Annotated in this window: 16 protein-coding genes; 10 read left to right on the top strand and 6 right to left on the bottom strand. The window is 53.9% G+C overall.

Features of this window, described 5'->3' with window-relative positions; all coding sequences use genetic code 11:
- Positions 1-130 precede the first annotated feature (130 nt).
- Entirely contained in the window at positions 131-1,102 is a 972-nt protein-coding gene (locus tag AC07WB_RS16955) for a TerC family protein (RefSeq protein WP_494940913.1), read from the bottom strand.
- A gap of 256 nt (positions 1,103-1,358) precedes the next feature.
- Positions 1,359-2,345 (bottom strand): Gfo/Idh/MocA family protein, encoded by a 987-nt coding sequence (locus AC07WB_RS16950; protein WP_097095943.1) that lies wholly within the window; start codon positions 2,343-2,345, stop codon positions 1,359-1,361.
- A 138-nt stretch (positions 2,346-2,483) separates the two neighbouring features.
- Between AC07WB_RS16950 and AC07WB_RS16945 the strand changes: the two genes are divergently transcribed.
- Positions 2,484-4,172, top strand: coding sequence for a chloride channel protein (locus AC07WB_RS16945; RefSeq protein ID WP_494940912.1), 1,689 nt, complete (start codon positions 2,484-2,486; stop codon positions 4,170-4,172).
- On the opposite strand, the gene AC07WB_RS16940 is transcribed toward AC07WB_RS16945, so the two are convergent.
- Positions 4,169-4,669: a M48 metallopeptidase family protein gene (locus AC07WB_RS16940; RefSeq protein ID WP_097095945.1), complete on the bottom strand. Its 501-nt coding sequence runs from the start codon at positions 4,667-4,669 to the stop codon at positions 4,169-4,171. The genes AC07WB_RS16945 and AC07WB_RS16940 overlap by 4 nt on opposite strands.
- 81 nt (positions 4,670-4,750) lie before the next feature.
- On the opposite strand from AC07WB_RS16940, the gene rlmG reads away from it, so the two are divergent.
- On the top strand, positions 4,751-5,869 hold the full coding sequence (gene rlmG, locus AC07WB_RS16935) for a 23S rRNA (guanine(1835)-N(2))-methyltransferase RlmG (RefSeq protein ID WP_097095946.1): 1,119 nt from the start codon (positions 4,751-4,753) through the stop codon (positions 5,867-5,869).
- On the opposite strand, the gene AC07WB_RS16930 is transcribed toward rlmG, so the two are convergent.
- Complete coding sequence (locus AC07WB_RS16930; RefSeq protein ID WP_494940911.1) at positions 5,870-7,873, bottom strand: oxidoreductase; 2,004 nt, start codon at positions 7,871-7,873, stop codon at positions 5,870-5,872.
- A 662-nt stretch (positions 7,874-8,535) separates the two neighbouring features.
- Between AC07WB_RS16930 and AC07WB_RS16925 the strand changes: the two genes are divergently transcribed.
- The 4 genes from AC07WB_RS16925 to AC07WB_RS16910 all read left to right on the top strand — a co-directional run bounded on the left by AC07WB_RS16925 (position 8,536) and on the right by AC07WB_RS16910 (position 12,613).
- The gene (locus AC07WB_RS16925) at positions 8,536-9,237 is read left to right on the top strand and encodes a response regulator (protein WP_097095948.1); all 702 of its coding nucleotides are present in this window, start codon (positions 8,536-8,538) and stop codon (positions 9,235-9,237) included.
- Positions 9,238-9,407: 170 nt separating this feature from the next.
- Positions 9,408-10,439 (top strand): L-idonate 5-dehydrogenase, encoded by a 1,032-nt coding sequence (idnD, locus tag AC07WB_RS16920; protein WP_494940910.1) that lies wholly within the window; start codon positions 9,408-9,410, stop codon positions 10,437-10,439.
- Positions 10,440-10,448: 9 nt separating this feature from the next.
- Positions 10,449-11,213: a gluconate 5-dehydrogenase gene (gene idnO / locus AC07WB_RS16915; RefSeq protein ID WP_097095950.1), complete on the top strand. Its 765-nt coding sequence runs from the start codon at positions 10,449-10,451 to the stop codon at positions 11,211-11,213.
- An 80-nt stretch (positions 11,214-11,293) separates the two neighbouring features.
- On the top strand, positions 11,294-12,613 hold the full coding sequence (locus AC07WB_RS16910; RefSeq protein ID WP_494940909.1) for a gluconate:H+ symporter: 1,320 nt from the start codon (positions 11,294-11,296) through the stop codon (positions 12,611-12,613).
- A gap of 29 nt (positions 12,614-12,642) precedes the next feature.
- Here AC07WB_RS16910 and AC07WB_RS16905 read toward each other — a convergent pair whose 3' ends face one another.
- Entirely contained in the window at positions 12,643-13,362 is a 720-nt protein-coding gene (locus AC07WB_RS16905) for a purine nucleoside phosphorylase YfiH/LACC1 family protein (protein ID WP_345828221.1), read from the bottom strand.
- Positions 13,363-13,471: 109 nt separating this feature from the next.
- Here AC07WB_RS16905 and AC07WB_RS16900 point away from each other — a divergent pair, with 109 nt between their 5' ends.
- The 4 genes from AC07WB_RS16900 (at position 13,472) to AC07WB_RS16885 (ending at position 18,687) form a co-directional block, all read left to right on the top strand.
- The gene (locus tag AC07WB_RS16900) at positions 13,472-14,281 is read left to right on the top strand and encodes a 5'-nucleotidase, lipoprotein e(P4) family (protein ID WP_097095952.1); all 810 of its coding nucleotides are present in this window, start codon (positions 13,472-13,474) and stop codon (positions 14,279-14,281) included.
- 580 nt (positions 14,282-14,861) lie between these two features.
- A complete protein-coding gene (locus tag AC07WB_RS16895) occupies positions 14,862-15,500 on the top strand; it encodes a carbonic anhydrase (protein WP_494941082.1) in 639 nt (212 codons plus the stop codon).
- Positions 15,501-15,502: 2 nt separating this feature from the next.
- A complete protein-coding gene (locus AC07WB_RS16890) occupies positions 15,503-16,972 on the top strand; it encodes a SulP family inorganic anion transporter (protein ID WP_400458564.1) in 1,470 nt (489 codons plus the stop codon).
- A 293-nt stretch (positions 16,973-17,265) separates the two neighbouring features.
- Positions 17,266-18,687 (top strand): GGDEF domain-containing protein, encoded by a 1,422-nt coding sequence (locus tag AC07WB_RS16885; RefSeq protein WP_494940908.1) that lies wholly within the window; start codon positions 17,266-17,268, stop codon positions 18,685-18,687.
- 16 nt (positions 18,688-18,703) lie between these two features.
- Here the strand turns inward: AC07WB_RS16885 and ddlA are convergent, their stop codons facing one another.
- Positions 18,704-19,798: a D-alanine--D-alanine ligase gene (ddlA, locus tag AC07WB_RS16880; RefSeq protein WP_097095955.1), complete on the bottom strand. Its 1,095-nt coding sequence runs from the start codon at positions 19,796-19,798 to the stop codon at positions 18,704-18,706.
- Positions 19,799-20,001: the final 203 nt, after the last annotated feature.

The following is a 20,001-nucleotide window of genomic DNA, read 5'->3' as shown; positions in this document are numbered from 1 at the left end:
AGATAATTCTGTGCGTGCGCAGCAGATCGGTTTTTTGATCTGCTGATGATAGGAAGTGTGACAGACATATAAAAGGCGAAGATTGCGACTGGCGAAACAAAGCAGGGGCGATTAGCGCCCCTGCAGACGATTATTGTGAGATCTTCTTCTGGTCGTTTCTGTGGTTCACCCAGGCATTGATCAGCAGCGTACCGCCAAGAATCACACCGACAACGGCCAGCGAGATCGCCACCGGAATATGATAAAACTCGACGATCAGCATCTTGATACCGATAAACACCAGCACGATAGCCAAACCGTATTTCAACATTGAGAAACGCTCCGCCACATTTGCCAGCAGGAAGTACATGGCGCGCAGGCCGAGAATGGCAAACAGGTTGGAAGTTAATACGATGAACGGATCGGTGGTGACCGCGAAGATGGCGGGAATGCTATCCACGGCGAAAATCACATCGCTTAGCTCCACCATAATCAGCACCAGCAGCAGCGGTGTCGCAAACAGTACGCCATTTTTACGAGTGAAAAACTTCTCGCCTTCAAGGCTATCCGTCATGCGCAGATGCTTGCGCAGCCAGCGCACCACTGGCTTATCGCCTACCGCACTATCCTCTTCTTCTTTGGCCAGCGCCATTTTGATACCGGTGAACAGCAGGAAAGCGCCAAAGATATACAAAATCCAGCTGAACTGTACCACCAGCCAGCTACCGGCGAAGATCATGATAGTACGTAACACAATCGCGCCTAATACCCCATAAATCAGCACGCGACGTTGCAGATTGGCCGGAACGGCGAAGTAGCTAAACAGCATTAACCAGACGAAGACGTTATCGACCGCCAGCGCTTTCTCTAATACGTAGCCGGTGAGGAAAGCGAGGGTTTGTGCGGTAGCGACTTCACGTCCAGCCGTGCCTTCGAGATACCACCAAAAGGCCGCACTGAATAGCAGCGAAACGGAAACCCAAACCAGCGACCACACAGCCGCTTGTTTGAATGACATGGTTTGCGCGCCGCGTCGGCCCTGTAATAGCAGGTCGATCGCGAGCATGACGAGCACAACGACAGCGAAGCTGCCCCAAAGTAACGGTGTGCCTACAGAGTGCATGGCGTATCCTTTTCTGAACATAAAAAAACGGCTGAAGTCAGAAGACGTCAGCCGCTTTGATCGTGCTGCAAGCAAACCTCGCCTTCCGGCAAGGTCTCACTTACAACTCAGAATAGATTCCGGGTTGCCTGACGACCGGATGCGTTACGCATCGTAATGACGATCAATCAGCTTACAAGTTACTCCCCTTTGCAGCGGCAAACATACGGAGTATGGCGTGCGGTTTCAAGAGGCAACGTGAAATATTCTGCAATATTTACACACCAGCCTGGTCTGCCGGAAACACGACGCCCGTCTGGCGGCGAATTTCGGTGAGCAGCTGGGCGGTGATGCGCGAGGTTTCTAACGCCGGATGGTCTACTTCACCGGCCTCCACCAGGCTGGCAAAGGTCTCTGCTTCGTACAGCATGGTGTTGATGTGCTGGGGCTGCGTTAGATTTTGGCTTTCACCACCGCGCGGGATAAAGCGCAGCTGCTGGCATTCGGAGATCTTTTCCACGACAAGCGCGCCCGCTTCGCCCTGAATCTCACTCGGGATCACTGAATCACTCACTTTGGAGTGCAGCAGGGTGACATCAAAATCACCATAGCCCAGCACCACCACGCCATGCGCATCAACGCCGCTTTCCAGCAGCGAAGCCTGCGCTTTAACCTGCTGCGGCGCGCCCCATAACGTAACCGCTGCGGCGAGGCAGTAATACCCAATATCCATGATGGAACCGTTCGACCAGCGCGGATTGAAGGTGTTAGGGTTCTCACCATCAAGATAGCGCTGATAACGCGACGAATACTGGCAATAGTTAAACAGCGCTTTGCGCAGTTTACCCAGCTGCGGCAAGGTGCTTTGTAGTTGCAGGAAGGTGGGCAAGCTGGCGGTTTTAAAGGCCTCGAACAGCACCACCTGATGCTGGCGTGCGCAGGCAATCATCGCCTCGGCTTCACGCAGATTGGACGCCATCGGCTTCTCGCAAATCACATGCTTGCCGTGCGACATGAACAGTATTGCCTGCTCGCTGTGCAACGCATTGGGGCTGGCGATATACACCGCATCGATTTCACGGCTGCTAGCGAGCGCTTCAAGGGAAGTGAAGGTGAGCTTGCAGGGATAATCCTCTGCAAAAGCCTCGGCCTGCTGCTGGTTACGCGAATAGACGCCGCTCAGCTTCATCTTGCCGGTTTCATGTGCGGCATCGATAAACTGACAGGTAATCCAATTGGTTCCCACAATAGCGAAACGAATCACGAGCTGTTCTCCTGCTAAAGTAAAGCGGCAGAGTAGCATGTTCAGCGAATCGGCAGGCAGGCGAAATTTGATCCTGAGATCCGCATTCCAATATGATGATGTCGCACAATTTTTTAACCGACTAAGCGGGGACGCGCGGTGAGTGGAAGTAAACATGCTCTGAACTGGACCACATTGCTGATCGCCATTCCCGTGGGATTCGTCGCGTCGCTGGTCACGCTGGCATTTCGCGGTGTGATTGAGTTGATCAACCACCTGCTGTTCAACAGTGATAATGAAATCACCGTGGCGATGCACGTTTGGCCGTGGATCTTCTGGCCACTGCTGGTGGGATCAGGCGGCGTGCTGGCCGGCTGGTTTCTGCGCTATGCGGTGGCGATAGAGCAGCAGGAAACGGTAAAAACCGATTATCTGGAAGTGATCAATGCGCGCCTCGATGCGGTGCCGACCAAAACCTCACTGTTTCGTGCGCTTTCCTCAATTGCCAGTATCGGCAGCGGGGCGTCGATTGGTAAAGAGGGGCCGATGGTGCAGCTGTCGGCGCTAAGCGGCAGTTTAATCGGACGCTGGTTGCCCGCATCGCTCAATTTACGCCATAGCGATATCGTGGCGATGGCCGCCGCCGCAGGCCTCTCTTCGGTGTATCACGCGCCACTCGCATCGGCGATTTTTGTTGCCGAAATCGCCTTCGGCATCTCGGCGCTGCAACGGCTGATCCCGTTGATTGTCTCCTCGGCGGTCGCGGTAATGACCATGTGGTCACTGGGATTCCGCAGCGCGCTTTATCCCTTATCTGAAGCGCTGTTCCAGATGGATATCAGCAGCTTGCTGATGACGCTGCTGATTGGTCTGGTTGCCGGATTTGCCGGTTGGATACTGATCAAACTGATTGCGCGCAGCAAGGTGTTGTTTAGTCGCGTGCGATCGCTGCCGCTGCGTTTAGGCGCGGGTGGGTTAGCCGTGGGTTATCTGGCGCTTATTTCCACCGATATTCTCGGTAACGGTTATGAAGTGATCGTTAACATCATTGATGGTCACTATGTCTTAATGGGGTTGTTAGGATTGCTGGTGCTGAAAACGCTGGCAACGACGCTTTCGGTCGGCTCAAGCGCGGTCGGCGGGCTGTTTACCCCTTCATTATTGATAGGTGCACTGCTTGGCGTGGCGCTAGCCCAGATTGGCGCGATGCTGCATTTACCGGTAGGCGATACCCTGCTGTATGCGGCCATCGGCATGGCGGCCGTGCTGGCGGCGGTAAGCCAGGCACCGTTGATGGCGATGCTGATGGTGCTGGAGATGACGCTCAACAGTAGTCTCTTGTTCCCGGTGATGATTGCCTCGGTGCTGGCATCAATGGTGGTGTATCGCCTGCAGTCTTCCAGCACTTATCCGGTGGTGAGCACGCATTTCAGCCGCGCCGAAGCCAAATATGATTTCGATAATATGCGGGTTGATCAGCTGATCATTCCCGGCGCGGCGCTGCAGCCGGAAGAGTCGGTGGGGCAGGCGCTGGCGGTGAGTTCACTCAAACGTGAGCGTTATGTCTACGTCATAAATAGTGAAGGGCAATTTCTCGGCGTGGTGTCGATTCATGACATCTCGCGCAAGGTGCTGGCACAGGAGATCACCCTGCATTCACCGGTAAGTCAGGTGATGGACAACAACTTTCCCTGTATTTATCAGAATCAAAGCATGCGTGAAGGGTGGGAGGCTTTTGCCCGCGTCACGCTTGAGCGCTTGCCGGTGCTGCATAATCCGCAGGAGCGCCGTTTTATGGGCGCACTGACGAAAACCAGCCTGATTCAAAAAGCGCAGGAGTTTCTTTAAGCCGCGTTGCCGCGCATCGCCTGGTCGGTCATCCATAAGCGGGCATCGAACTCCAGCTGGTGGTAATCCGGCTCCATGTGGCAGCAGAGTTGATAAAAGGCTTTGTCGTGCTCTTTCTCTTTAAGATGCGCCAGCTCGTGCACCACGATCATGCGCAAAAAGGCTTCCGGTGCGAGACGGAAAAAGGTCGAGATGCGGATCTCGGCTTTGGCTTTTAGATTACCGCCCTGCACGCGTGAAATCGCGGTGTGTAGCCCAAGTGCGTGCTTCATCACCTTGATTTTATTATCCCAAATCACTTTGCTTACCGGCGGCGCGCTGCGCATATAGCGGTTTTTAAGCGCTTGCGTGTAGTCATAAAGCGCGCGGTCGCTGACGATATTATGGGTATCGGGATAGCGCTGCTGGAGAAAGGTGCCTAATCGCTGATGATCGATCAGCGTCTGCACCTGTTCGAGGATGTTTTCAGGGTAACCCTGCAGATAGATTAATGACATTGGGATTCCCGACGAAAGACAGTATACTGCGCCCCCTTTTTAGGGCGAAAATCGCGCAAAGTGTACCACGCCGGAGATTCCATGAGCCAACTTGAACTGACCAATCGCACGCTGACGCTGCACCGCTTCCCGCCTATGCGCGAGGAAAGCCCGCTACAGGCGTGGGATTCCGCCGATGAATACCTGTTGCAGCAAGAACTGCCAGAGGGACCGGTGCTGGTGTTCAACGACAGCTTTGGTGCACTGACCTGCGGTCTGGGTGCGCGTCCGGTATGGCACGTGAGCGATTCGCTGCTGAGCGAACAGGCGGCAAAGCAGAACCTGCGTCTCAACGACATGGATGAAGATCAGGTGCACTTTATCGACAGCCTGGCGCCGTTACCCGCTGCGCCAGCGGTGGTGATGATCAAAATCCCGAAAGCGCTGGCGCTGCTTGAGCATCAACTGCGCGCCCTGCGCGAAGTGGTGACGCCGGAGACGCTGATTTTAGCGGCAGCGAAAGCCAAAGATATTCATAACTCCACGCTGCAGCTGTTTGAGCGCATCCTTGGTGAAAGTAAAACCTCGCTGGCGTGGAAAAAGGCGCGTCTGATTTATAGCCATTACAGCGCACCTGCGTTAGCGGAACAGGCTGCGACCACCGTTTGGCCGCTCGACGACTCGCCATATCAGATCCATAACCATGCCAACGTCTTCTCCCGCGCCTCGCTGGATGTGGGCGCGCGCTTCTTTATGCAGCATCTGCCTCATGATATTGAAGGTGAGATTCTTGATTTGGGCTGCGGTAATGGCGTGATTGGCTTACTGGCGCTGGAACAAAACCCTAACGCCGATGTGCTGTTTTATGACGAATCTTACATGGCAGTGGCATCGAGCAAGCTGAATGTGGAAGTCAACCGCCCGCAGGATATGGCGCGCTGCCAGTTCCGCGTTAACAACGTGTTGAGCGGTTTCCCGTCGGATCGCCTGCATGCGGTACTGTGTAATCCGCCGTTCCACCAGCAGCACGCGGTGACCGATCATCTGGCATGGCAAATGCTGCGTGATGCCAAGCGCTGCCTGCAGTACGGTGGCGAATTGCGCATCGTCGGCAACCGCCACCTCGGTTATCACGTCAAAATGAAAAAGCTGTTTGGCAACTGTGAACTGGTGGCGTCCAATGCCAAGTTTGTGGTGTTGCGTTCGGTCAAACTGCGCTGATCATACGCTCAGCGCCAGTTCTGTTGCCTGAGCAATGGCGCGGCGAGCATCCAGCTCCTGCGCCACATCCGCCCCACCAATCACCCGCACCGCTTTACCTCGCGCGCTAAGCTCGTCCGCGAGCTGACGCAGCGGCTCCTGACCGGCACAAATCACCACATTATCTACCGCCAACGTCATATCTTCGCCCTGATGACGCAAATGCAGCCCAGCATCGTCAATCTTCAGATACTCAACGTCACCCCACAACTGCACGCCGTGCGCCTGCAAACTGGCGCGGTGGATCCAGCCGGTGGTTTTTGCCAGACCTGCGCCCGGTTTGCCTGATTTACGTTGCAGCAGCCAGATTTGCCGGTCGGCAGGCAGCGGCTGCGGTGCAATCAAACCGCCGCGTGCCTGCAAGCTGCGATCGATGCCCCAGCTTTGATAAAAATCCTCGTGGTCGGATTGATGCAGCAGATACTCCGCGGTATCAAAGCCAATGCCGCCAGCACCGATAATCGCTACGCGTTTTCCCACCGGTTTTTTATCGCGTATCACGTCGAGGTAGCTCAGCACGCTGGGATGGTCGATGCCGGGGATTGCCAGCTGGCGCGGTACGATGCCGGTGGCGATGATCACGTCGTCCGCCGTGATTAACTCATCGGCGCTCACCCGATGTTCCGTTTTTATCGTCACCCCTGCTGCGGCGAGCTGGTGACGGAAATAGCGCAGCGTTTCGCTAAATTCGGCTTTGCCGGGGATCTGCCGGGCGATAGTAAACTGTCCGCCAATCTGCGCATCCGCTTCGTAGAGCGTGACCTGATGACCGCGCTGTGCCGCCTGAAGGGCAAATGCCATACCTGCTGGTCCGGCGCCCACTACCGCCAGTTTTTTCGGCTGTTCGGTCGGGATCACCGGCATCTGCGTTTCGTGGCAGGCGCGCGGATTCACCAGGCATGAGGTGACTTTGCCGAGAAAAATCTGGTCGAGACACGCCTGATTGCAGGCAATACAGGTGTTGATTGCATCGGGCTGGCCGCGCATTGCTTTAGTGACGAAAGCGGCATCGGCAAGAAAGGGGCGCGCCATCGAGACCATGTCGGCAATGCCATCGCGCAACAGCTGCTCCGCAACTTCGGGATGGTTAATGCGATTGGTGGCGATAACCGGTACCGATACGCGTTCGCGTAGATGTTGGGTGACCCAGGCAAAACCGGCGCGCGGCACACAGGTTGCAATGGTAGGAATACGCGCTTCATGCCAGCCAATGCCGCTGTTAAACAGCGTAACGCCGCGCTGCGCCAGGGCTTCTGCCAGCGTTAGCGTCTCTTCCAGTGAGCTACCGTTGTTGACCAAATCCAGCATCGAAAGACGGAAAATAATGATGAAATCGCCACCCACGGCGTCACGCACCGCCTGAGTGATCCCCAGCGCAAAGCGTCGGCGTCGTGCCACGTCGCCGCCCCAATTATCGTCACGCTGATTGGTATGCGCGACCAGGAACTGGTTAATCAGATAACCTTCCGAGCCCATGATCTCGACGCCATCATAGCCGGCCTGCTGCGCCAGTTTGGCACAGCGCGCAAAGTCCTGAATGGTTTGTCGGATATCGGCATCGCTGAGCGCTTGCGGGGTAAAGGGATTGATGGGGGCCTGCAATGCCGAAGGTGCAACCAGATCCCGCTGATAGCTGTAGCGTCCGGCATGCAGGATCTGCAGCGCAATTTTCCCTCCCTCCGCGTGCACGGCATCGGTAATGATGCGATGCCACTCGCACTGGCTTTCCTGATTGAGTATCGCGCCGCCCTGCGCCACCACGCCTTGTGGGTTAGGCGCGATGCCGCCGGTAACGATGAGCGCCACGCCTTCACGTGCGCGCTCAGCGTAGAAGGCAGCCAGACGCTCTGCGCCATCAGCATGTTCTTCCAGTCCGGTATGCATAGAACCCATCAGGAAACGGTTTTTGAGTTGGGTAAAGCCCAGATCGAGCGGGGCGAAGAGATGGGCATAATGCTCAGACATGATCACATACTCTGAAAGTGGTCGGATGAGTGAACTCTAGCGGGATTTTGCGGGGAAGAAAGTGTGCGGCGTTCAGCCTGTGAGAAACATCAAAAAAAAGCAGGGCGGCAAGTCGCAGACGAAAGTGTGGATTTCTCTCGCCAGGCACGGGAAGAAACTTGCTCGCCCTGTAATAGCATGAAGTTGGGGGCTAATTAATTAGCTCTATGGTTATTAATTTCGTAAAACTCAACCTTTTTAAACACAGTCCCGGGTGAGGACGAAGCACATCATGCCATGTACAAACCTGATTAATCCCCAAGAACGGTCTTGATTTTTCTTTCCCTGCGCATCATTACCAGACGGAATGCGCAATATCATAACGCGCTAATACTTTACGTGTTTTTTTACTTGCCATTAATTAATGCACAGGAAGCTAAAGTGATGAGTCAGAAACCCGTAAGGTGATTACTTAACTTATTAAATTGGTTACCTTCATCATGCCTTTTTGAGACGATTCTTGTGTGGTCTTCTGGATGAGTTACGTCAGACTTTTCGCATTTTTACGTGAGCAGGTAATAAAAAGCTATGACGGTTTTGATTTATAAATCTCACCCGCTCATCTGAAATAAGGAGGTAGTCAGAATTGGACAAAGTTAATGCAGTAATAAAGGAACGAATAAATGGTATATGCACATAATAAACAGGTGCGTGTCGCTGTCCTTGATGACCACCCAATGGTCCGTACTGTTTTCGAGTTATGTTTAAAACATGAGCCCGACATTCAACTAGTGGGCGCCTGGGCTTCGAGTAATGAGCTCTTTAATCAGTTAAAAAGTACCGTTGTTGATGTGTTGGTACTGGATTTTCTCTTGGGCGAGCGGGAACTGGATGGTCTGGCGTTAGTTAAGCAACTGCGTAATCACTATCCTCAGCAAAAGATTTTGATCTCCTCTTCAATGGAAAGTCCAGCCATTATCAAAATGGTGTTGAGCGCAGGCGTAAAAGGTTTTATCGGCAAGAGCCACAATATGCCGGAGATTGTTCATGCGATTCGTCAGGTCGCGCTGGGACGATTGTTTTTATCTAAGGAAGTGGCTTACGAAGTCGAAAATCTTTATGTAATGAGTGAAGACGCGCTGGATACTAGCCTCGAAACGTGTAGCAAAGGCAATATCTATGAACGGGTTAAGACCCTCAGCCCACGCGAAATGGAAGTGGTGCGCTGTTTTCTTGATGGCCTCAGCGTGTCGCAAATCGCGGTAAAATTTAAACGCAGTCGTAAAACCGTCAGCGGGCAAAAACAATCTGCGCTGAAAAAACTCGGTTTGCGCTCAGATTCAGAGCTATTCAAGTACAGCCAGGATCTGTTGTCAGGTTACTGATTTTCTCGCCGGGCGGCACTCCATGACCGCCTTTTCCCACTTTCGCTGCGTGTACATCACGTTCTCGGTAACAGCTCTGCCGTAACATGTTTTAGAGTGATCTTTATCACAGTTCTAACCCGCAGAACCCGGTCTGATGACCCTATTGTTACAGCACTTAGGGGGATGTTATGGATATTGAAACGCAATCCTGCGTGATCACCGGAAAAAAACAAGTCAGCGTGGCACAGCAGCAGGTGAAATGGGACGGAAAGGGCACGCTGGTACGCATTACGCGCGGCGGCATTTGCGGCTCCGATCTGCATTACTATCAGGAAGGTAAAGTCGGCAGTTTTGCCATAAAAATGCCGATGGTGCTTGGTCATGAAGTCATTGGCTATGTCGTTGAGAGCGATGATCCGGCATTGCAGCCCAGGCAAAAAGTGGCCATTAATCCCTCCAGACCCTGCGGCGAATGCAAATATTGCCAGCGCGACCAGAGCAATCAGTGCACCTCAATGCGCTTTTTCGGCAGCGCCATGTATGTTCCACACGTTGACGGCGGTTTTACCCAGTACAAAGTGGTGGATAGCGCGCAATGCGTACCTTTCCCGCAAACGGCGGATGAAACGGTGATGGTGTTTGCCGAGCCGCTGGCTGTATGCATTCATGCGACGCAGCAAGCCGGCGACCTTAGCGGTAAAAACGTGTTTATCTCTGGCGTAGGACCGATTGGCTGCCTGATTGCGGCAGCTGCGAAAGCGCGCGGTGCAGCCTCAATCGTCTGCAGTGATATCAGCGAGCGTTCACTTCAAATGGCGCAACAAATGGGCGCGACGCAGGTCATTCATGCCGCCGAAGGTGATTTTGCACCTTATCTCGCCGATAAAGGTTATTTCGACGTGGCGTTTGAAGCCTCTGGTCATCCTGCATCGCTGCAGCGTTGCCTGGATGTGGTGTGCGCCAAAGGCACGCTGGTGCAGGTTGGCATGGGCGGCACTATCCCCGATTTCCCGATCATGGCGTTGATTGCCAAAGAGATTAATTTGGTTGGCTCTTTCCGCTTTACCCATGAATTCAACACCGCCGTTGAGTGGCTGGCTAACGGCGTGGTCGATCCATTGCCGCTGTTCAGCGCGGAGTATGCCTTGCAGGACATTGATGCTGCATTGCAGTTTGCCGGCGATAAAACCCGCGCCGCTAAAGTCCAGTTAACCTTTTAAGGAGTTGTGATGAGTCAGTTATTTTCCCTGGAAGGTAAGCGTGTGCTGCTCACCGGTTCGGCGCGTGGCATTGGATTTTTACTGGCGCAAGGCCTGGCGGAAGCCGGTGCCGAAGTGATCATCAATGCCACAACCCGTGAAGGTGCTGAGAAGGGCGCGGCACAGCTGCGTGAGCGCGGACTGCGTGCGCATGCCAAAGCGTTCGACGTGACGCAATCAGCGCAGGTTAAGCAGGCGGTTGAGGAGATTGAAGCCGAGTGGGGTGCAATTGATGTACTGGTAAACAATGCGGGCATCCAGCGCCGTCGCCCCTTCCTCGAATTCCCGGAGCAGGACTGGAATGACGTCATCGCCGTAAACCAGACAGCGGTCTTTCTGGTTTCGCAAACCGTGGCAAAAAAAATGGTGGCGCGTCAGCAGGGTAAAATCATCAACATTGGTTCGATGCAGAGCGAATTAGGACGCGACACCATCACGCCTTATGCGGCCTCAAAAGGGGCGGTCACCATGCTGACGCGCGGAATGTGCGTGGAGTTAGCACGTCACAACATTCAGGTAAACGCCATCGCGCCGGGTTATTTCGTTACCGAGATGACGCAGGCGCTGGCGGACGATCCCGCCTTTACCGGCTGGCTAACCAAGCGTACGCCTGCTGCGCGCTGGGGCAAGCCAGAAGAGCTGATTGGTGCGGCGGTGTTCCTGGCTTCGGGGGCATCAAACTTCGTTAATGGACATCTGCTGTTCGTTGATGGTGGCATGCGCGTCGCCGTGTGATGCCTGGGGCGCGGCTGGCATTATCGTCAGCTCGCGCCTAAACCTTAATCACCCCTCTGTATTCCTAAGGATAATAAAAAATGCCAATCACTATCATTGTGCTGGGTGTGATACTGCTGCTGGTGTTGATGATTGTATTTAAGGTCAACGGCTTCATTGCGTTGGTGTTTGTGTCGGCGGTGGTGGGTATTGCCGAAGGTATGACGCCACTCAATGTGATGGCCTCCATTCAAAAAGGTATCGGTTCGACGCTGGGCGGATTAGCGATGATTCTCGGCTTTGGTGCTATGCTCGGCCGGCTGGTTTCCGATACCGGTGCGGCACAGCGCGTTGCCACCACGCTCATCGCTGCCTTCGGTAAAGAGCGGCTGCAATGGGCGCTGGTGGTCACCGGACTGATTGTCGGTTTAGCCATGTTCTATGAAGTCGGCTTCGTGCTGCTGCTGCCGCTGGTGTTCACCATTGTGGCGGCGGCGGGCTTACCGCTGTTGTACGTCGGCGTGCCGATGGTTGCCGCGTTGTCGGTGACTCACTGCTTCCTGCCGCCACATCCGGGTCCAACGGCGATAGCCACCATCTTTGGCGCCAATCTCGGTACCACCCTGCTGTACGGCATGATCATCACCATTCCGACGGTGATCATTGCCGGGCCGGTGTTCTCCAAATTCCTCAAGAGCTTTGAGAAGTCGCCGCCAGAAGGCCTGTATAACCCGAAAATCTTCACCGAAGACGAGATGCCGGGCTTCGGTATCAGCATCTTTGCCGCCGTTATTCCGGTGGTGCTGATGGCGATTGCCGCTGTTTTTGAATTGACCACGCCAAAAGAAAACGCGTTGCGCCAGTTCTTCGAGTTCATCGGCAACCCGGCGGTGGCGCTGTTTATTGCGGTGGTGATTGCGGTGCTGACCCTCGGTTTGCGTAATGGCCGGAAGATGGAAGAAGTGATGGATATGTGCGGCGAGTCGATTGCTGCCATCGCCATGATCATCTTTATCATCGCCGGCGGTGGCGCATTCAAACAGGTGTTGGTGGACAGCGGCGTGGGTAACTATATTGCCGATATGATGAAGGGATCGTCACTGTCGCCGCTGTTGATGTGCTGGACAGTGGCCGCCATGCTGCGCGTGGCGCTGGGCTCGGCCACGGTGGCTGCTATCACCACCGCTGGTATTGTCACGCCGATTATCGCTGCGACACATGCCGATCCCGCACTGATGGTGCTGGCTGTGGGCTCCGGCAGTGTTATCGCATCGCACGTTAACGATCCCGGCTTCTGGCTGTTTAAGGGCTACTTCAACCTGAGCGTGGTGGAAACCCTGAAGACCTGGACGGTAATGGAAACGCTGATCTCGATTCTCGGCTTGGCGGGCGTGCTGGCCCTTAATGCAGTGATTCACTGACCGACCGGCTTCACAAGGACGTGAAGCCGCTAGCCGCGGGTACGGATCCACGAGAAGCGCGACTGATAGCCGCTGGCAAAATGGGTGTTATAGCGATAGCTGGATCCCGGCTCCGCCATGCAGTAAGTACAAACCTTCACGACCTCAATATGTTCCGCCTGAATACCGCGTTGTAACAGTAAACTCCGAGCCAGATGTGGCAGATCAAACCAAATCCCTTGCTGCTGCGCACGCGCCTGTGGGCGAATTGCCTGCGCGTTGTGTGGCTGCTGCGTAGACCACTGTAGCGGTGGCAGATCGTTACGATCCCGCATCTGTGTGACAAGATCGTTGCCCAGTTCATAACAGCAGGGACCAATGGCTGGGCCGATAGCGACACGCAGCGTTTCGCGGCTGGCACCCCGTTCCAGCAAACGATCCACGGCGTTATTTAATACGCCACCTAGCGTACCTTTCAGCCCTGCATGCACCGCTGCAACCTGCTGCTGTTGCGGATCGGCAAACAATACCGGTAAACAATCGGCGGTATATACCGCGACCGGCAGATGATGTTCGCCAATCACTCCATCAGATTCACAACTTTTCGGCGGCTGGTTTTGACTCGCCAGCACCACGTTGGCGCTGTGACGCTGCTGACCGTACGCCGCATTGGCCGGAGCCGGTTGGCCCGCCGGCTGGAACGCATATTCCAGCCACGTAAGGCCCTCTAACAGCGCTGAACGTGGACCGCGGTGCAGGTGCTGAACCATAAGTGTCTCCTATAACCTGAATGCCGTATTCTGCTGCCCACAGCTTACGTTAACTGCTACATTTTTAAAGCTTTACAAAACCTGACCATAATCACTTAAGGATGAAATGATGAAAAACACCACCTGGCTGGCCGCGTCTGGCTTCATCGTGCTGGCCCTGGCGGGCTGTGCCCAGCCGTCAAAACAGCAGGCCCAACAGCAGCTCGGCCAGCAATCCGTGCTGGCGGTGAACTGGTTCCAGCAATCCGGCGAATATCAGGCATTGAGCTGGCAAGCATTTAACACCGCGCGCATGGCGTTTGATCAGGCGCCCTCCCTGGCAGGAAAACCGAAAGCGGTGATCGTCGATCTGGATGAAACGATGATCGATAACAGCGCTTATAGCGCGTGGCAGGCGAAAAATGGGCAGCCCTTCTCCGCTAAAACCTGGTCAGCGTGGACCCAGGCGCGCCAGGCTACGGCGGTGCCGGGCGCGGTGGAATTTGCCAATTACGTGAACAGCCATGGCGGCACCATGTTCTATATCTCTAATCGCGATCGGAAGGATTATGCCGCGACCGTTGAGAACCTCACCAGGTTGGGCTTTTCCGGCGTGAACGACAAAACCGTGCGCTTAAGCAGCGGTAATTCTAATAAGCAAGAGCGCTTCGACGCGGTGAAAAATGCGGGTTACAACGTGGTGTTGTATGTGGGTGACAACCTGAACGACTTCGGTGGTGCCACCTGGCATCAGGGGAATGCCCAGCGTCAGCAATTCGTCAGCCTTAACCATCAGCATTTTGGTACGCAATTTATCGTGCTGCCGAATCCACTGTATGGCGATTGGGAAAGCGGTATGGCAGAGAATTACAACAAACTCTCCCCGGAACAGCAGTTACAGGTGCGCGATGCGCGTATGAAAGCCTGGAACGGTAAATAATTCGTCAAGCGAAATAGCGCCTGCTAATGCAGGCGCGTTAACGTCTTTTTTAGATCCACCTTTATTTACTTTTCTGCGAAACTATTATTCTCCTCATTATATTCCTGATCTCTTGCTTAATTATTCGTATGAACTGAGTGAAAAATAGCGCTGAATAAATATAAAAGCAGTGAATCGTTCTAATCATAAATTTTATAATTAGGAATCTTCCCAGCCCGAATGGTTTAAATTTCCCACCCCGGCTAAAGGCTTGCCGCAATTGCGTGTATATTTTTGTAATGGTATTAAGAATATATTAATAAGTTAGATGCTTAATGCTTTGTTGTGCCTCGTTTTTACTTCACGCTCTCTTTTTCCTGATGCTTGCGTAAATTTACTCGCTACATACGTTTGCTGAATTTTATTTTACAAATAGTCTCGATTTGTCATCCATGAAAATATTCATGATGCAACGCCATGCTTAAGCGTCTATAAACAATTTCTGTGAGGAAGTTCTGCTTTCGTCCTCAATTATTCTCCATAGCCGCGTTTAATAGCGACGCTATTTGCCTGAAAGCGATATTTTAAACGTAGAGAGAAGATTATTGTGACGACACTGAAACCCTTATTAGCGAAAAATCGCAGCTGGGCTTTGCAGCGCCGCGAGCGCAATCCCCATTACTTCGAAAAATACCTGCATCAGCAAAAACCACACTCGTTGTGGATTGGCTGTTCAGATAGTCGCGTGCCGGCGGAAGTGCTCACCGGTTCGCACCCGGGCGAACTGTTTGTGCACCGTAATATCGCCAATATGGTGGTACCGGATGACGATAATCTGATGAGTGTTATGCAGTACGCCATTTTCTATCTGGGCGTGCAGCGCATCGTGCTATGTGGCCATTACGGCTGTGGCGGCGTGCAGGCTGCCCTGGGCTTACCTGCCAGCCCGCTGGCCACAGAGAACTCGGCGTTGGCGCGGCGTATCGCTGCACTGCGCAGGAGTTTACAGCAAGGGCTGGTGGAGTATCACGCCAGCAATGCCGGGGAAGAGGGGACCAGGCTCAACAGGTTGGTGGAAGCCAATGTGCTGGCACAATATGCGCAGCTCGTGGCCAGCGAGCCGGTTCGGCAGGCGTGGCAAGCCGGACAAGCGCTGGACGTTTTTGGCTGCGTCTACGATTTGCAATCCGGCCATTTGAAAGAGTTAATCCAGCAATCTGCAGAGGAATTTACGCCATGAATCTGAGCACCCTTCGTCAGGATATTCCCGCGGGTTTAGTGGTATTTCTGGTTGCGCTGCCGCTCTGTCTTGGTATCGCGCAAGCCAGCGGACTGCCGCCGTTTGCGGGTTTACTTACCGGCGTAATCGGTGGATTGCTGGTCACTGCGCTCAGCCCATCCCGCTTTGCGGTGAGTGGACCTGCCGCTGGATTAGTCACCATTGTGGTGGCATCCATCGCCACGCTGGGCAGCTTTTCTGCCTTTCTCACCGCGCTGATTTTGGCGGGCGTGCTGCAGTGTGTGTTGGGCGTGTTACGCGCCGGGCGCTTCATCTCATTGGTACCGGGAAGTGTTATTAAAGGCATGCTGGCAGCGATTGGTATTTTACTGATCATGCAGCAAATCCCTGTGGCCTTTGGCGCAAAGGGTGATGCGGAGCTGATCTCGCTGGTGAATGGCGAGTTTGCGTTCTCAGCCAGTGCAATGCTGGTGGCTGGCACGGGTCTGACTATTTTATGGCTGTGGACCACGCCGCTGATCAAATCAGTTAAAGCGCTGAACTGGATCCCCGGGCCGCTGGTCGCCGTGCTGATAGGTTGTGTCGCGACGGTGTTTGGCGATCGCCTCTTTCCCGCTCTGGCCGAAGGTTTACCGCGTATTGCGCTGCCCGCATTCGATAGCCTATCCGCGCTGGCGGCAGAGCTTGAAACGCCAGACTGGCAGGCATGGCAAAATCCTTCCGTGTGGATGGTGGCGCTAACGCTGGCATTAGTGGCGAGCCTTGAAACCTTGCTGAGTCAGGAAGCACTGAAAAAGCTGCGCCCACAGCATCCTGCGCCGTCACCGAATAAAGAGATGTTTGCGCAGGGCATTGGTAATCTCACTGCCGGTTTTCTTGGTGCGATGCCCATTACCGCAGTGATCGTGCGTAGCTCGGTGAACGTCAGCTCGGGCGCACAAACCAAGCTCTCCATTCTGATTCATGGTGTGCTGCTGCTGATTTGCGGCCTGTGGTTTAGCCATCTGCTAAACGCCATCCCTCTTGCCAGCCTGGCAGCGGTGTTGCTTTACACCGGTTATAAGCTGGCGACGCCGCGTCTGTTCATTGAACAGATGCGCATGGGCGCGCAGCAATATGTGCCTTTCCTTGCCACCATCGGAGGCATTATCGTATTTGGCATGCTCGCGGGGATTGGGATTGGCATCGCCACCCAGGTCCTTTGCAGCATCTATAAAAGTCATCGTAATGCTTTGCAGCTCACGCGTTATGACGATCACTATGTATTGCGCTTCCAGCAAAACCTCACTTTTATGCATAATCCCAAATTGCAGGGATTACTGGCGGAGATTCCGGAAAATAGCGTAGTGATTGTCGAACACGATAATGCCGAATATATGGATCCGGATGTAAAAGCGGTATTACAGGATTTTGGTGAAAGCGCCCCTGAACGTGGCATTCGGCTAAGCCAGTGGCCCGTTGCGGTTAAATAGCAACAATCCCCGGCGGGAAAGTCATTTTTTCACCCTAAAATCGGATATCTCGGATATCCGATTTTTTTATTTACAGGGCATAATTGCCACAGTTGCATCCTTTTTCTCTGACGTTACCGCAATACCACCTGGCCCCTATCCTGCTTTCATGGCAGATTGAGCGCCATCCAGCCGCAGAGTAGGATGACGAACACTTGCTTAATTACCGAATCATCGCACGGTTATTTCAGGTTTAATGCTTGCTGATGCCCATGGCTGATGGCAGCGATTTCCAGGTTACAGGATTCAGACGTATGCGCGTTATGCTGTTTGAAGAGAATAATTTAAAAAAGAATGCTCTCACGCTGTTCTTCATTACGCTGTTTTTCTGTTTTATCGGTAGCCATTTACGCATCCCCGAAGAGTTTTCACTGTTCTGGCCGGTAAATGCGTTGGTGGCCGGTTTAATGGTGCGTAACCCGTTTTTGCACACCACCTCCAGTTATCTGGTGTGTTTCAGTGCCATGGTCTTTAACGACATGGTATTTTCCGGCTGGGCGTTGCCTGCGCTCACCGTCAATTTCGCCAATATTTTGTTTATTCTCGTGGCGGTCAGCATGCTGATCAAACATCTGCAGCGCCCTTCGGCGCATAGCCAGGTGTTTAATGCCATGCGCATTTTTCCTGCCTGTTTCCTCGGCGCGGCGGCCTGCGCCACCTGGGGTGCCTGGGCGCAGGATGTCGACTTCAACGCGCGCTTTATCGTGGCGTGGGGCGACTGGTTTAGCGAGCAGTTTTCGACTTCACTGATGTTGCTCCCGGTGATGCTGGCGCGCCCGCTGCGCACGGTAGCGCCGCGCACCTTACTGCATCCCGGCAAACTGCTGCCGCTGGCGGCGGTCATTGTGTCGTTGATCGTTGGGGCATTAATTGGTGGTGCCGGCAGCCTGACCTTCCCGGTACCGGCGCTGATCTGGTGCGCCATTGTGTTGCCGATTCCGCTGACCAGCCTGGTTATTCTGATCACAGGGATCACCGAGATCGTCTTGGTTTCGCATGGCGTTATGAATATTCAGGGCGACGATGCGCTGTTGCCTATTAGCCATCTCACCTCAGCACGCCTTGGCGTTGCCACCGTTGCGATCAGCCCGTTGCTGGTGGCGGTGAGTATGGATGCGATCAGGCAGCTCAATCACCGTCTTTCACTGCGCGCTAATTATGATTTCCTCACCCAATTGCTCTCCCGTTCCGGCCTGTATGAAAGCCTGAAGAATGAACCCTTTTCACTGCAGCGCGAAGCGGGGGTTGTGCTGCTGGATGTCGACTATTTCAAAGCGATTAATGACAACTTCGGCCACGATGCTGGCGATAGTGTGCTGGAGGAGATTGCGCGCCGTATTCAGCAGGTGGTTGGCAATCGTGGTCTGGTGTGTCGTTTTGGCGGCGAAGAATTTGTGGTGGTGGTATTTGACTGCAATCACAGCCAGCTGTATCAGCTGGCCGAAACCGTGCGTCAGGCTATGGTGAAGGAGAAGTTCTGGATTCAGGGCAACACGGTAACGGTGACGGCCAGTTTAGGTCTGGCGCGCGGCAGCGCCCAGAGCGAACGGGAATGGCCGGCGGTTATCAACCGCTTAGTATCGGCAGCGGATAAGAATCTCTACCTCGCCAAGCGCAACGGCCGCAATCAAACCTCACCGGCGACGGAGCCGCGCAATATCATGGACGTGGCCTGATCCACGTCCATGCCGGTTATACGCTGCTTTTAAGCTGGCTGGTGAGCTGATGGCGCTGCTGCGCCAGCACGATCAGACGCGATATTAAATCGCTGTAGCTCAAGCCTGCTGCCTGCCAGAGCTTCGGATACATGCTGATATTGGTGAAACCCGGTAACGTATTCACCTCATTGACAATAATCTCCCCGGCGTCCGTCAGGAACACATCGACGCGCGCCATACCAAAACACTCCAGCGCCTGGAAAGCGGTTATCGCCACTGCGCGAATGGCATCACTTTCTTGATCGCTGATTGCCGCCGGCACCTCCACGTGGGCACCGCTTTCGCTGATGTACTTGGTGTCATACGAGTAGAACGCATCGTGTACCACCACTTCGCCGCACGGACTGGCTTCCGGCGTGTCATTACCCAGCACCGCACACTCAATCTCACGACCTTTAATGCCTTGCTCAATCAACACCTTGCGATCGAAAGTAAAGGCGAGATCCAGCGCTGCATCAAACTGTTCCAGGCTATCAACTTTACTCACGCCCACCGACGAGCCTTGGTTAGCGGGTTTGATAAACAGCGGCAGGCCAAAGCGCGCGATCACCGCTTGAGCATCGACCTTGGCGCGCTGTGCCTGCGTAACGCTCAGCCACGGCGCGACATTGAGTCCGGCATCGCGCAACAGACGTTTGGTAAAATCTTTATCCATGCTCACGGCGGAACCCAGTACATCTGAACCGACAAACGGCAGATTAGCCATGCGCAGTAGACCTTGCAGCGAGCCATCTTCACCCAGCGTGCCGTGTACGATGGGGAAAATCACATCCAGCTGTGACAGCGGCTGCGCCTGCTGGCGTGTTATCAACTGCTGCGAGGCGCTGCCGGGTACCAGCGCGATATTTTCGCCAGACCGATTGAGGGCAATCAACGCCGGATTTTCTGCGTTGAGTAAAAAACCCGACGCATCATTCAGATGCCATTCGCCCTGTTTATCAATCCCCAGTAACACCACTTCATATTTATTCTTATCAATGGCTTCAAGGATATTTTTGGCTGATTGTAACGACACTTCATGTTCGGCCGATTTGCCACCAAATACGATACCTACGCGCTGTTTTGCCATTGCTATTTTCCGATTGCTATCAAGCGAGTCAGTAAGATAACACGCAGATGAGGAGCATCAACAGTCCCCGGTTTTCGCCCTGCAAAACGCCATCTTCCCAATGTTAAACAAATCGTTATATCCCTTTGAGACAAGCCTTAGACTTTCTGAAACCTGACATCTGTCAAAATTTTGCCCCTTCAAACAGATGAAACGGTGGGCAA

This window comes from Pantoea sp. GW821-FHT03E06, from assembly GCF_059420725.1.
This window is presented reverse-complemented; position numbering and strand designations above follow the sequence as displayed.

Bases quoted from the DNA above. Each gene is read 5' to 3' on its own strand.
- AC07WB_RS16955 (WP_494940913.1), bottom strand. From the start codon at position 1,102: ATGCACTCTGTAGGCACACCGTTACTTTGGGGCAGCTTCGCTGTCGTT.
- AC07WB_RS16940 (WP_097095945.1), bottom strand. From the start codon at position 4,669: ATGTCATTAATCTATCTGCAGGGTTACCCTGAAAACATCCTCGAACAG.
- rlmG (WP_097095946.1), top strand. From the start codon at position 4,751: ATGAGCCAACTTGAACTGACCAATCGCACGCTGACGCTGCACCGCTTC.
- AC07WB_RS16930 (WP_494940911.1), bottom strand. From the start codon at position 7,873: ATGTCTGAGCATTATGCCCATCTCTTCGCCCCGCTCGATCTGGGCTTT.
- AC07WB_RS16925 (WP_097095948.1), top strand. From the start codon at position 8,536: ATGGTATATGCACATAATAAACAGGTGCGTGTCGCTGTCCTTGATGAC.
- idnD (WP_494940910.1), top strand. From the start codon at position 9,408: ATGGATATTGAAACGCAATCCTGCGTGATCACCGGAAAAAAACAAGTC.
- idnO (WP_097095950.1), top strand. From the start codon at position 10,449: ATGAGTCAGTTATTTTCCCTGGAAGGTAAGCGTGTGCTGCTCACCGGT.
- AC07WB_RS16910 (WP_494940909.1), top strand. From the start codon at position 11,294: ATGCCAATCACTATCATTGTGCTGGGTGTGATACTGCTGCTGGTGTTG.
- AC07WB_RS16905 (WP_345828221.1), bottom strand. From the start codon at position 13,362: ATGGTTCAGCACCTGCACCGCGGTCCACGTTCAGCGCTGTTAGAGGGC.
- AC07WB_RS16900 (WP_097095952.1), top strand. From the start codon at position 13,472: ATGAAAAACACCACCTGGCTGGCCGCGTCTGGCTTCATCGTGCTGGCC.
- AC07WB_RS16885 (WP_494940908.1), top strand. From the start codon at position 17,266: ATGCGCGTTATGCTGTTTGAAGAGAATAATTTAAAAAAGAATGCTCTC.
- ddlA (WP_097095955.1), bottom strand. From the start codon at position 19,798: ATGGCAAAACAGCGCGTAGGTATCGTATTTGGTGGCAAATCGGCCGAA.